This is a genomic window from Nocardiopsis terrae (genome assembly GCF_014651695.1).
GTDB lineage: Bacteria > Actinomycetota > Actinomycetes > Streptosporangiales > Streptosporangiaceae > Nocardiopsis > Nocardiopsis terrae.
Map to the genome: position 1 here is coordinate 176,328 of NZ_BMXJ01000006.1, position 12,562 is coordinate 188,889.

Below are 12,562 nucleotides of genomic sequence, written 5' to 3' on the forward strand. Positions count from 1 at the left end.
ACGGAGCGCACAGTGACAGAGCAGGCCACCGGCGTCTCCCACGGGGGGAGCTCCCCCGCGCGACGGGACGGTTCCGCGCCGACCAAGGTCGGGATCATGGGCGGTACCTTCGACCCCGTCCACCACGGACACCTCGTCGCCGCCAGTGAGGTCGCACACCTCTTCGGTCTCGACGAGGTCGTCTTCGTCCCCACCGGCCAACCCTGGCAGAAGGACCTCGACAAGGTCACCCCCTCCGAGGACCGCTACCTCATGACGGTCATCGCCACCGCCGAGAACCCCCAGTTCAGGGTCGACCGCATCGAGATCGACCGCTCCGGGCCCACCTACACCCTCGACACCCTCCGTCAGATGCGCGCCACCTACGGCCCCGAGGTGGATCTGTACTTCATCACCGGAGCCGACGCCCTCGGCGCCATTCTGAGCTGGCACAACGTTGACGAACTCTTCGACCTCGCACATTTCGTAGGCTGTAACCGGCCCGGCCACCACCTCAGCGACACCGGCCTGCCCGAAGGCAAGGTCTCCCTGGTGGAGGTCCCCGCGCTCGCCATCTCCTCATCCGAGTGCCGCGAACGCGTCCGCAAGGGCGAACCCATCTGGTACCTCGTGCCCGACGGCATCGTCCGCTACATCAACAAGACCGGGCTCTACCTGGAGTCCTGAACCGCGCCGCGCACCATCCGGTCCGCGCGGCACCAGCCGAACACCGAACAAGTAAGGCAGCAAGCACAACGTGACAGCCACCGACAGGGCCGTGGAACTCGTCAAGGTCGCCGCAGAGGCCGCCTCCGACAAGCTCGCCCAGGAGATCATCGCCTACGACGTCAGCGACCAGCTCGTCATCACCGAGGCCTTCGTGCTGTGCTCGGCGCCCAACGACCGCCAGGTCCGCGCCATCGTCGACGAGGTCGAGGACCAGCTGCGCATCAAGTCCGGTGCCAAGCCCGTCCGCCGCGAGGGCGAACGCGACGGCCGCTGGGTCCTCCTGGACTACGCCGACATCGTCGTCCACATCCAGCACGAGGAGGAGCGGGGCTACTACGGCCTCGAACGCCTCTGGAAGGACTGCCCGGAGATCGAGCTCCCCGAAGGCGCCCGCGGTGCCGAACGCACCCCGCTGGACGAGCAGTAACCTCCGCGCGGCCGTCCAGGTCGCAGAACAAGAGAGACACACCGCGTGAGTGAGACCCCTCGTGTGCTGTTCTGGCGGCACGGACGCACCGCCTGGAACGTCGAGAAACGCTTCCAGGGACAGACCGACATCGACCTCGACCCGGTCGGCCACGCCCAGGCCGAACGGGCCGGTCGGCTCCTCGCCACCCTGAATCCCGACGTCATCGTCGCGTCCGACCTCAAACGCGCGGCAGACACCGCCGGGTACCTCGGTCGCGCCTCCGGGGTCCCGGTGGAGTACGACAAGGCGCTCCGTGAACGCTTCGGCGGCTCATGGGAGGGCTTCACCGCCGCCCAGCTCGCCGAACGCTGGCCCGCCGAACACCCCACCATGAGCATCCCCGACGGGGAGGACGTCGCCGAGGTCGGCGACCGCATGCGCGCCGCCGTCGACCGGGGCCTGGCCAGGACCCCTGCCGGCGGCCTCCTCGTCATCGTCAGCCACGGTGCCGCCCTCAGAATGGGGATCTCCCGCATGCTCGGTATCCCCGACGAACGCCGCGAGATCCTCGGGCCGCTCAGCAACTGCTGCTGGTCCGTCCTCCAGGCCCGCGGGGACGCCTGGCGGCTCATGGAACACAACGCCGCCAGCCTCCCCGAGCCCGTGGTGCTCAGCGACGACGCCTGAATCCGTTTCGACGGACCGCCAACTTTCCGCTAAGGTTCAGGGAGTCGGAAGGGCACACGCCCCGACGGCTCCCACAAGGGGCTATGGCGCAGTTGGTAGCGCGCCTCCATGGCATGGAGGAGGTCTGGGGTTCGAATCCCCATAGCTCCACGGACTCAGGACGACCCTGCTCGGTGGCTTTCGGCCGCCTCGCCGGGTCGTCCTTCGTGTTTCCCGGGGTGAGACCCCCCGAACCCCCCGAGGTAGCCCCCTGTGGCCCGGGTCGCGCCGACCGGTGGGGCGGACGGGGTACTTCCTTGCGACGCGAGGCCGCGTCTCGGGGGTTGGGGTCACGTTCCCCATAGCTCCACACCTGGGCCCGTACGGTTGGCTGCTGCGCAGCCCCCGTGCGGGCCCGACTGCTTTCCGGGGGTCCTACCGGAGGGCGCGGAAGAACGCGCGCACGTCACCGACCAGCAGGGCGGGCCTCTCCATGGCCAGGAAGTGGCCGCCCTCGCCGAGCTCGGTCCACCGCACCACGTCGTGGTCCCGCTCGGCCCAGGCGCGGACGGTCACGTCGTGCGCGGACAGCAGCACACCCGTCGGCACCGTCACGCGCCCCGGTGACCAGGAGCCCGACTCCTCGTCGTGGGCCGCACCGGAGCCGTCCGAACCCCCGTCCCCCTCGCCCGCGCCGCTCCAGCCGTTCGCGGAGATCTCCTCGTAGTAGATCTGCGCGGCCGAACCCGCGGTTCCGGTCAGCCAGTACAACGACACACACGTGAGCATCCGGTCCCGGTCCAGGCTGTCCTCGGGCAGTCCCTCCTCCGGCATGGACAGCTCCTTGAACTTCTCCACCACCCAGGCGAGCTGGCCCACCGGTGAGTCGGTCAGCCCGTAGGCGACGGTCTGCGGGCGTTTGCCGTTGCACTGGAGGTAGCCGTCGTTGAAGTCCTGCACGGACTCCCAGCGGCGGCGGTCCGCGCCCTCAAGAGCCTTCTCCTCCTCTTCGCTGTAGGGGAAGGTGAGCATGGCGTTGAGGTGCAACCCGACCAAGCGGTCCGGGGCCTGCTTCGCCATCTCTGGGGCGACCCACGAACCGACGTCGTAGCCCTGGACGCCGTAGCGCCCGTAGCCCAGTCGGGACATCAGCTCCACGAACACCCCGGCCATCCGGGGCGCCCCCATCCCAGGGCCGGCCAGGGGAGTGGAGAACCCGAACCCCGGCAGGGACGGGATGACCAGGTGGAACGCGTCCGCCGGGTCGCCGCCGCGGGCACGGGGGTCGGTGAGGGGGCCGATGACGTCCAGGAAGTCCGTGACCGCCCCCGGCCAGCCGTGCAGGAGGATCAGCGGTGTGGCGTCCGGCTCCGGTGACCGCACGTGCAGGAAGTGCACGTTCTGTCCGTCGATCTCGGTGGTGAACTGCGGATACGCGTTGAGCTCCGCCTCGTGGGCCCGCCAGTCGTAGGAGGTGCGCCAGTACTCGGCGAGGCCGCGGAGATAGTCCACCGGGACGCCCCGGCTCCACCCCGTACCGGGCAGCTCGTCCGGCCACCGGGTACGGGCCAACCGTGTCCCCAGGTCGGCCAGGTGCTCCTCGGGGACGTCGATACGGAAGGGGCGGACGGCCTGTGGTTCCTGCTGTGTGTTCGTCATGGCCTCACGCTAGGAGCCGGTTAGGACAGGTACCTTCCTAGGAGGAGGACAGAATGGGATCCATGGCTGAGACCTCCGCACGACTGCTCGCGCTGCTGTCGCTGCTCCAGACCCACGGGGAGCGGTCCGGGACGGACCTGGCCCGGCGCCTCGGCGTCACCGCCCGCACCGTACGCCGGGACGTGGACCGCCTACGCGAACTCGGTTACCCGGTGCTCGCCGCTCGGGGCACCGCCGGGTACCGGTTGGGGAGAGGAGCCGCCATGCCGCCACTCCTGCTCGACGACGAGGAGGCCGTGGCCGTGGTCGTGGGCCTGCGCACCGCCGCTGACGGTTCGGTCAGCGGCATCGAGGAGGCCTCGCTGCGCGCGCTCGGCAAACTCGAACAGGTACTGCCCTCCCGTCTGCGGCAGCGGGTGAGCACCCTGCACGGCGCCACCGTGCGTGCGGGAGCCGAACCCGGTCCGACGGTGTCCCACGGAACGCTGATGGCGGTCGCCGAGGCCTGTCGGCGCAGGGAGAGGCTGCGCTTCGACTACACCGGTCCGCACGGAGGGGAGTCGGTCCGCACCGTCGAGCCGCACAGCCTGGTCAGTTTCGGCCGCCGCTGGTACCTGGTGGCCCTCGACACCGACCGCCGCGACTGGCGGACCTTCCGCGTGGACCGGCTGGTCCCGCGTACCCCCACCGGGCCCCGGTTCGAGCCGAGCCGCCCACCGTACGGCGACGCGGCCCTCTACGTCTCCCACCAGCTGTCCTCGGGCGTCTGGCCCCACCGGGCCGTCGTCCGGCTGCACGAACCCGTCGAGGCGGTCGCCGACCGGGTGTGGCCGGGCATGGGGGTGCTGGAGGCCGTGGACGAGCGGTCCTGCCTGTTCCACCTGGGAGCGGAGAGCCCCTACCAGCTGGTCTGGATGATCACCTCGGTCAATGTTGACTTCACCCTGGTCAGCGGCCCGCCCGAACTCGTCGGGGCCCTCCGGGACCAGGCCAGGAGGTGTGCCGCCGCCCTGCCTGACGGGGAGGTCCCGGGGACGGAGGGCCCCGTGCGCTGACCTGTGCTGCCCTGACCCTGACTTGGGCCTGTCGGGCGGCCCGGTTTGCCGACTCACGGAAACACTGGTGGGGACTGTTGCAGCCGATCACGGGCGGGGCCGGACCCGCGCCGGAGGGGGAGCGGGTATGGAGTACACCAGCGGTAACTACGAGGCGTTCGCGCGGCCGCGCAAACCGGAGGGGATCGAGGACAGGACCGCCTGGTTCGTCGGTGCCGGGCTCGCCTCCCTCTCCGGTGCGGCCTTCCTCATCCGTGACGGCCAGATGCCCGCGGAACGGATCACGGTCCTGGAACGGCTCAAACTGCCCGGCGGCGCCCTCGACGGCATCAAGGAGCCGAAGAAGGGGTTCGTGGTCCGCGGCGGCCGCGAGATGGAGAACCACTTCGAGTGCCTGTGGGACCTGTTCCGCTCCGTCCCCTCCATCGAGGTCGAGGGCGCCAGCGTCCTGGACGAGTTCTACTGGCTGAACAAGGACGACCCCAACCACTCCCTCCAGCGCGCCACGGTGAACCGGGGTGAGGCCGCCCGCACCGACGGTCTCTTCACGCTCAACGACAGGGCACAGAAGGACGTCGTCAGGGTCTTCCTCGCCACCCGCGAGGAGATGGAGAACAAACGCATCAACGAGGTGTTCGGCGAGGACTTCCTCAGGAGCAACTTCTGGCTGTACTGGCGCACCATGTTCGCCTTCGAGGAGTGGCACGGCGCCCTGGAGATGAAGCTCTACCTGCACCGCTTCATCCACCACATCGGCGGCCTGCCCGACTTCAGCGCCCTCAAGTTCACCCGGTACAACCAGTACGAGTCGCTCGTCCTGCCGCTGTACAGGTGGCTGCTGGACCAGGGCGTGGTCTTCCGTTTCGACACCGAGGTCACCGACGTCGACTTCGAGGTCACCCCCGACCGCAAACAGGCCACCCGCCTCCACTGGGTCCGGGAAGGCGCCACGGGCGGTGTCGACCTGGGCTCCGAGGACCTGCTGTTCATGACCATCGGCTCGCTCACCGAGAACTCCGACAACGGCGACCACCACACCCCCGCGAAGCTGGACGAGGGGCCCGCCCCCGCCTGGGAGCTGTGGCGCCGCATCGCGGCCAAGGACCCCGCCTTCGGCCGCCCCGACGTGTTCGGCTCGCACATCCCCGAGACCAAGTGGGAGTCGGCCACCGTCACCACCCTCGACCGGCGCATCCCGGAGTACATCCAGAAGGTGTGCAAACGCGACCCGTTCAGCGGCGGGGTCGTCACCGGCGGAATCGTCACCGCCAAGGACTCCGCCTGGCTGCTGAGCTGGACGGTCAACCGGCAGCCGCACTTCAAACAGCAGCCGGAGGACCAGATCGTGGCCTGGGTGTACTCCCTGTTCGTGGACCGGCCGGGCGACTTCGTGAGGAAGACCATGCAGGAGTGCACCGGTGAGGAGATCACCCAGGAGTGGTTGTACCACCTCGGTGTCCCCGTGGCGGAGATCCCGGAGATGGCGGAGACCGGGGCCAAGTGCGTGCCGGTGATGATGCCCTACGTCACCTCGTTCTTCATGCCGCGCCAGGCCGGCGACCGTCCCGACGTGGTCCCCGAGGGTTCGGTCAACTTCGCCTTCATCGGACAGTTCGCGGAGAGCGGCACCCGGGACTGCATCTTCACCACCGAGTACTCCGTGCGCACCCCGATGGAGGCGGTCTACCAGCTCCTCGACCTCGAACGCGGGGTGCCCGAGGTGTTCAACTCCACCTATGACGTGCGCTCGCTCCTGGCCGCGACCAGCCGCCTGCGCGACGGCGAGGAGCTGAGGCTGCCGCTGGGCCCGATCGCCCGCAGACTCCTGGAGCGCAGGCTCGACCCCACCGAGGTGGGCGCGCTCCTGAAGGAGTACCACCTGCTCCCCGAGGACTGAAGGGGCCCGAGGCCCGGGGCGGCGGTCAGGCCCCGGCGGGCACCTCCTCGCCCCGGCTCCCGGTCTCGGAGATGTGCAGCGCCGCGACGAGGTTCCGGTACAGGGCGTCCTGCTCCAGGAGCTCCTCGTGGGTGCCCCGGGCGCGGATCCCGCCGTCCTCCATCAGCAGGATGCGGTCCGCGTGGATGATCGTGGACAGGCGGTGCGCGACGGTCACCACGGCGGCCCGCTCGGCCTGTCGGCGCACGCTCCGGGTGATGGCGGCCTCGGTGATCGCGTCCACCTGCGAGGTGGCCTCGTCGAGCAGCAGTACGTCCGGGGAGCCGAGCAGGGCGCGTGCCAGGGCGATGCGCTGACGCTGGCCGCCGGAGAACGAGGTGGCGTCCAGGGGTGTGTCCAGCCCCTCCGCCAAGGAGTCCACCTTCTCGGTCAGGAGTACCTCCTCCAGCACCCGCCGGACCTCCTCCTCCCCGGCCCCGGGCCGGGTGAACAGCAGGTTCTCGCGGACGGTCCCGGGCACCACCGGGGTGTCCTGCTCGACGTAGCAGAAGTGCGCCCGCACCTGCTGCGGGGACAGCTCCCGGTAGGGCGTCCCGTCGAGGGTGATCCGGCCGTGCTCGGGCTCCAGGAAACGCAGGAGCAGGGAGAGCACGGTGGTCTTGCCCGCGCCGGAGGGGCCCACGATCGCGGTGTGGCCGCGTCTGGGAACGGTCAGGTCCACGTTGTCCAGGGCCGCGGCGGCGCCCGGCGCGTACCGGGCGGTGACCCCGTGCAGTTCCAGCAGCGGGCTCCCCTCCCCGGTGCCGTGTCCTCCTGCGGAAGCGCCGACGGTGTCCGGGACGGGCGCCGGGGCGCTGTCCGGGTCCTGGGCCGTGGGTTCGAGGGGGATCGCCTCCACCTCGCGGATGCGCCTGGCGGCGGCGATACCCGACTGGAGGGTGGTCACGCTCCGGGAGAGCTCCATGACCGGGGTCATCAGGGTGAACGCGTACAGCAGGAACGCGACCAGGGTGGAGACCGGGATCTCGCCGGAGGAGACCCGGACCGCGCCCACGCCGAGGATGGCGATGATCGCCAGTTGGATGCCGCCGAAGGCGACCGTCCAGGCCACGGCCTCGCGGCGGACCGAGCGGACGCCGTGCCGGGCCGACTCCCGCGCGTGTGTGAGGATCTGCGAACCCAGGCGCTCCTCGGCCCGGCTGACCTTGACCGTGCGGATCGCGCGCAGGGACCCGTCGAGGACTCCGCCCATGAGTCCGAGGGAGTTCTGCGCCTTCTCCTGGGTCCTGGCGATGGCGGGCATCAGGGTGAGGAAGAGGACCGTGACGACGGTCACCGCACTAGCGGTCACACCCAGCAGGACCAGGTCCAGGACCCCCATCATGACCAGTGTTCCGACCAGGAGGACACCGCCGTTGATCAGGCTGATGACGCTGCTGGAAGCCGCCTCGCGCAGTAGCACGGTGTCGGAGGTGGCCCTGGTGACGAGCTCACCCGAGGGTCGTCTGGAGAGCGGGATCAGGGCCGCTCGGAAGTAGCGGCGCACGAGTGAGGTGCGTGCGTCCAGGACGACCTTCTCCGCGACGGTGCCGAGCACGATCCAGTGCCACAGGCCGGTCACCGTGCCCACGCCGAAGAGGCAGAGCAGGACCGCGATCGGCATGGCGAGGCTGCCCGCCTCGGAGATGGTGTCCAGTACGAGCTTGACCACCATCGGGTTGGCCAGTTCCAGGGCGGAGCCGAACAGGGCGAGGACCAGGCCCAGCAGGAGTTTGCGCCAGTGCGGGCGGACGAAGGACCAGAGCACCTTCAGTTGGGCGAAGCGCGGCTCCGGTGTACTCGCTCCGGTTTCTCCCGGGGGCACGATCGAAGCGTTGTCTACCTTTGAATGATCATCCATGCTCTAAATTAGGTCACATGTGACCGATTATTGTCAATGAAGTACCTACGCCTCTAGGATGAGGACATGGTGAAGAGTGCCTCCTCGGAGGAAGAGACGAGGACCCGCGCACGGACCCGCCGAGTGATCCTCGACGCGGCGGTGGACGTGCTCGGTGAGAACAGGGCGGCACCGCTGTCCCAGGTGGCCGCACACGCCGGGGTGGCCCGCAGCACGCTGCAGCGCTACTTCCCCGAACGCGCCGACCTCATCACGGCGCTGGGTGAGTACTCCGACGAACTGGCCCAGGAGGCCACCGAACGGGCCCGCACCACCGAGGGTCCCGCCATCGACGCCTTCTCCCGCCTGGTGTCCGAGTACTTCGAGCTGCGCAGGGTCGCCATGATCGCCCTCGGCGGCGAGGAGCAGGTGCAGGAGTACGACGAGGAGGCGTGCGGGCCCAGTGACCTCGCCCTCTACGAACTCGTCGAACGCGGACACGAGGACGGCACCATCGACCCCAGGGTCACCCCGCTCTGGGCCCAGCAACTCCTGTGGTCCTCGCTCTACGCGGGGTGGCTCTACGTGAACGTCGCCAGGGTCCCCGCCTTCGAGGCCCACAACATGTGCCTGATGTCCCTGGTCAAGGCCCTGGCCAGGGACAGGAGGGGATGAACGGCGATCCCTCGGGCCGCCGGGGCCCGGAAACGGCCCGGGCTCCGGCCCGGGCCTGTGCCGGACCCCCGGAGGGGGCCGGCCTCACAGGTACAGGCCCGTGCCCCGCTCCGGCGCCTCGTTCGCGATCGCGTGCACGTCCCGCTCCCGCAGGATCACGTACCGCTCGCCGTTCAACTCGACCTCGCCCTGCTCCTCGGGGTCGAAGAGCACGCGGTCACCGGTCTTCACGTGCCGGGCACCGGTCCCGGCGCCGCAGACCTCACCCCACGCCAGCCGGGTCGCCAACTTCACCGTGTCCGGGATGACCAGACCCGCGCTGCTGCGCCGTTCACTCTTGTCCGGGACCGCCTTCACCAACAGGCGGTCGTGGAGCATCTGGATTTCAAGCTTGGTTTCGGGCACCAACCCAGGATATTCGGCCCCGGCCGGCCTCGGTTCCACGCTCCCGGGGCGCGCAGTAAGCCCCTCGGTGCCATCCGGGGGCCACCCGTGGTTTCACCCTGGTTCGACCCAGCCTTGACTTCCTGTAGAGTATTCACGTGCCGAGCGGGGAAACCGCCCGGCCCACCAGGGGCTATGGCGCAGTTGGTAGCGCGCCTCCATGGCATGGAGGAGGTCTGGGGTTCGAATCCCCATAGCTCCACGGACTCAGGACGACCCTGCACGACGGATTTCTCCGCTCGGCAGGGTCGTTCGTCGTTTTGCCCGGGGGAGACCCCCGAGGTGCCCCCTGCGGCTGAGGTCGCGCAGATCGGTGGGGTGAGTGAGGCCCTCTCTCACGACGCGAGGCTGCGCCTCGTGGGTTGTAGTCGGCTTGCCCAGGGGCCACAAGCAGGCCCGTACGGTCAGTCGCTCCGCGACCTTCCGTGCGGGCCCGACTGCTGTCCAGGGGGCGCTCCCCGCCCTGGTGCGCACCTGCTGGCGCGTTCACCGGTCCGGTTCGTCACCGGACGGCGCCGTGCGTGAACAGCACCCCGAGCCAGACCAGGCCGAGAAGGATCGTCGCGCGCTGCACCAGACCGGCGTACCGGGAGTCGTTCTCCCAGGCCTGCCCGAAGACACCGGCGCCCACGGCGGCCGCCGCGCAGACGATCCCCGAAGCCCACTTCCAGGCCGGATCCGCCAGTACGAACGCGGCGACCAGCGCCGTCCCGGGCAGCAGGGTGAAGACGACCGCCCCGGCCGCGTCGTGGATCCGGTGGGAACGGGACAGCTCCTCCGGGGCTCGGTCCGGGGTGCCGGGCGGGTAGCCCCGCATCGGGTCCATGGCGAACCCCCCGGACGCCACCAGCGCGAGGCCGAGAGCCCCGACCGCGCCGGCGAGCAACAGGCTGTCGAACACGGCGGGGACGGCGCCCGCGCCCGCCGTGACCAGCAGCCCGCACACGATGAAGTTCGTGGTCTGCAACCACCCGCGGGAGCCGAGCGCCAGGGCACTGACCGGTTGCCGCACCGGGTCGTAGCCGGGCCGGGTGAGGCCGTCCGCCAGGAAGACGGCGTTGAACAGCAGGGCCCCGGCCGCGCCCGCCCACAACAGCGCCGTCACAGGGGGAACTCCGCGTCATCTGCTGTCCGCATGCGACGACCCTAGGCCGGTCGGGCCGACCGCGGCAATCCCCGATCCGTCCCGGATCACGGGCCGTGGCGTTATCCGGGCCCCTCAGTCCGACCGTTCCGGGTCGGGGCCGGGCCGCCCGTCGACGAAGGCCAGCAGTTCCGGGTCGTCGGAGGTCAACCGGTCCACCTCGGTGCCGCCGTCACAGGTGAGCATCGACACCGTCACCGCGGTGTCCGTGCGCGCCACCACCCGCCACGGCGCGCCGTGCTCCTCCCAACGCGACAGGGCGGCGACGTGCGGGTTCGGCGGGTTCTCCTCGGACGCGCTCACGGCAGCCTCCCTCCGTACGGGAGGCCCAGGATACGAGAGGGCTGCGGCCCCCTCCGGGTCCCGGAGGGGGCCGACGGCTCAGGACGGGAGCGAGTAGGAGGTCAGCACCGCCGCGTGGTCGGTGGTCCACTCGTTGTCCTCGTGTCCCGGGGCCGGGGCCGGGTCCCCGACGACCAGGTCCTGCGAGTCCAGGACCCCGAGGTCGCCCGCGTGGTAGACGAAGTCGATCCGGTCCTGCGGCTCCTCACGGCCGGTCGAACCCCCGTGGAACGGGTACAGGGGCGACCAGGTGGTGCCCGGGGCGGTCACCGGGTCGGGGTGGGCCACCCGGTAGGAGTCCGTCAGCCCGGCCTCGGTCGGCAGCACCGAGGTCGGCCAGGGCACGTCGGCGTACCCGCAGTTCCTCTCCCGCGTCTCCTCGGTCCAGTCCAGGTGCGAGGGGGCGTTGAAGTCGCCCAGGAGCAGGACCGGGACCTCCCCGGCCGCGTCCAGCTGGTCGGACATCGCGTCGAGGGCGTCGGTGATCTGGGGGGTACGGCCCGACTGGGCCTCCCGTGCCAGGACCTCCTCCACCCCCATCCCGTCGAAGCAGAAGTCATAGGGCCCGTACGGGGTGTAGCCCAGGTGCACGTTCCACAGGTTGACCTGCGACTCCTCGCCGTCGAGCGCGATCCGCACCCCGCCCGAGGCGTTGACCTGCCCGTACTCCTCCACGATCGGGTAACGGCTGATCACTCCGAGGCTGTTGGAACCCTGCCAGTGGTGCCAGCCCAGGGCCTCGGCCAGCCGGGCGGCGTGCACGCCCTGCGTCTCCTGGAGGCCGACGACGTCGGCCCCGCTCTCCAGCAGGAACCGGACCTGCTTCTCGTGGTGGCCGTTGACCTGGGTGCCGCCGTGCCAGGTGTTGAGGCTCATCACGCCGAGCTCGTCGACGAGCGGCTGGTCGTAACGGCGTACCGGGACGGTCACGTCCAGGCGTGCGGTGGACCCGTCGGCCCCGGTGGCCTCGACCGTCACCCGGGCCGAGGAGTGGTCGGGGCGGGACACCCCGGGCGGGGTCTCACGCTGGGCCGAGGACCGCGGAGTACCCGAGAGGGTGCCGTCCGAGGACACCTGGACCCAGTCGTCCCCCTCGACCTTGTCGAACTCCGTCCCCGGGCCGCCGCCCGTGACCAGGCCGCCCAGTCTCGCCTCGTAGGGCTGGCCCTGACGGGCGTTGTGCAGGGTGGCCTCCGGGACCGGGAAGGAGACCGGGTCCTGCGAGAACAGTTCCACCCCGATGGGCTCGGCCAGCCACCCGTAGCCGTCCCGGGCCAGGTAGAAGGCGGTGTAGGAGCCGGGCTCCAGGGAGTCGGCGGACAGTCGCACGGTCCCCTCCGCCCCGGGTGCGTACTCCCAGACCAGGGAGGGGGCGACGTACTCCTCGTCCACGGGGCCGCCCCCGGAGGCGCGGTACAGGCCGACCCAGTTGGTGGGGTGCGGGTCGGGTGTGGAGTAGGCGAAGGTGAGTTCCTCGCCGTCGGTCAGGGACAGGGTGCCCTGCGGGGCGGCGGACACGGGGTGGGCGCCCAGCGCCAGCAGGAGGGCGGTGAGGACCGTCGGGATCAGGAAACGGACACGCATCCGGGGGAGGGCCTCTCGTTACGGGGGATGGATGGTCAACCACCATCCGGTACCCCGGAAACGGGCGTCCCCAACCTGTGAGGAGCACGGTTTAAGGGGC

The 12,562-nt window shown here is 70.3% G+C and carries 12 protein-coding genes and 2 tRNA genes; 8 read left to right on the forward strand and 6 right to left on the reverse strand.

Annotated elements, in window-relative coordinates; all coding sequences use genetic code 11:
* The first annotated feature begins 12 nt into the window (after window positions 1–12).
* The 4 genes from nadD to IE195_RS17925 all read left to right on the forward strand — a co-directional run bounded on the left by nadD (window position 13) and on the right by IE195_RS17925 (window position 1,954).
* The gene (gene nadD / locus IE195_RS17910) at window positions 13–666 is read left to right on the forward strand and encodes a nicotinate-nucleotide adenylyltransferase (RefSeq protein ID WP_268249181.1); all 654 of its coding nucleotides are present in this window, start codon (window positions 13–15) and stop codon (window positions 664–666) included.
* A 70-nt stretch (window positions 667–736) separates the two neighbouring features.
* Window positions 737–1,135 (forward strand): ribosome silencing factor, encoded by a 399-nt coding sequence (gene rsfS / locus IE195_RS17915; protein ID WP_191272958.1) that lies wholly within the window; start codon window positions 737–739, stop codon window positions 1,133–1,135.
* Window positions 1,136–1,180: 45 nt separating this feature from the next.
* On the forward strand, window positions 1,181–1,804 hold the full coding sequence (locus IE195_RS17920) for a histidine phosphatase family protein (protein WP_191272960.1): 624 nt from the start codon (window positions 1,181–1,183) through the stop codon (window positions 1,802–1,804).
* A 77-nt stretch (window positions 1,805–1,881) separates the two neighbouring features.
* Window positions 1,882–1,954 (forward strand) — tRNA-Ala (locus IE195_RS17925).
* Between the two features lie 264 nt (window positions 1,955–2,218).
* On the opposite strand, the gene IE195_RS17930 is transcribed toward IE195_RS17925, so the two are convergent.
* The gene (locus tag IE195_RS17930; RefSeq protein WP_191272962.1) at window positions 2,219–3,442 is read right to left on the reverse strand and encodes an epoxide hydrolase family protein; all 1,224 of its coding nucleotides are present in this window, start codon (window positions 3,440–3,442) and stop codon (window positions 2,219–2,221) included.
* A gap of 62 nt (window positions 3,443–3,504) precedes the next feature.
* On the opposite strand from IE195_RS17930, the gene IE195_RS17935 reads away from it, so the two are divergent.
* On the forward strand, window positions 3,505–4,497 hold the full coding sequence (locus IE195_RS17935) for a helix-turn-helix transcriptional regulator (protein WP_191272964.1): 993 nt from the start codon (window positions 3,505–3,507) through the stop codon (window positions 4,495–4,497).
* A gap of 127 nt (window positions 4,498–4,624) precedes the next feature.
* Entirely contained in the window at window positions 4,625–6,394 is a 1,770-nt protein-coding gene (locus IE195_RS17940; protein ID WP_191272966.1) for an oleate hydratase, read from the forward strand.
* Window positions 6,395–6,419: 25 nt separating this feature from the next.
* On the opposite strand, the gene IE195_RS17945 is transcribed toward IE195_RS17940, so the two are convergent.
* Complete coding sequence (locus tag IE195_RS17945) at window positions 6,420–8,201, reverse strand: ABC transporter ATP-binding protein (protein WP_191273704.1); 1,782 nt, start codon at window positions 8,199–8,201, stop codon at window positions 6,420–6,422.
* A 159-nt stretch (window positions 8,202–8,360) separates the two neighbouring features.
* Here IE195_RS17945 and IE195_RS17950 point away from each other — a divergent pair, with 159 nt between their 5' ends.
* Entirely contained in the window at window positions 8,361–8,948 is a 588-nt protein-coding gene (locus IE195_RS17950) for a TetR/AcrR family transcriptional regulator (protein ID WP_191272968.1), read from the forward strand.
* A gap of 84 nt (window positions 8,949–9,032) precedes the next feature.
* On the opposite strand, the gene IE195_RS17955 is transcribed toward IE195_RS17950, so the two are convergent.
* Window positions 9,033–9,353: a GroES family chaperonin gene (locus IE195_RS17955; RefSeq protein ID WP_505819740.1), complete on the reverse strand. Its 321-nt coding sequence runs from the start codon at window positions 9,351–9,353 to the stop codon at window positions 9,033–9,035.
* A gap of 168 nt (window positions 9,354–9,521) precedes the next feature.
* Between IE195_RS17955 and IE195_RS17960 the strand changes: the two genes are divergently transcribed.
* Window positions 9,522–9,594: transfer RNA gene (locus IE195_RS17960), tRNA-Ala, on the forward strand.
* Window positions 9,595–9,894: 300 nt separating this feature from the next.
* Here the strand turns inward: IE195_RS17960 and IE195_RS17965 are convergent.
* The 3 genes from IE195_RS17965 to IE195_RS17975 form a co-directional block, all read right to left on the reverse strand.
* Window positions 9,895–10,497, reverse strand: coding sequence for a DUF998 domain-containing protein (locus IE195_RS17965; RefSeq protein ID WP_191272970.1), 603 nt, complete (start codon window positions 10,495–10,497; stop codon window positions 9,895–9,897).
* A gap of 114 nt (window positions 10,498–10,611) precedes the next feature.
* On the reverse strand, window positions 10,612–10,839 hold the full coding sequence (locus tag IE195_RS17970) for a hypothetical protein (protein WP_191272972.1): 228 nt from the start codon (window positions 10,837–10,839) through the stop codon (window positions 10,612–10,614).
* A 78-nt stretch (window positions 10,840–10,917) separates the two neighbouring features.
* Complete coding sequence (locus tag IE195_RS17975) at window positions 10,918–12,462, reverse strand: endonuclease/exonuclease/phosphatase family protein (RefSeq protein WP_191272974.1); 1,545 nt, start codon at window positions 12,460–12,462, stop codon at window positions 10,918–10,920.
* Window positions 12,463–12,562 lie beyond the last annotated feature (100 nt).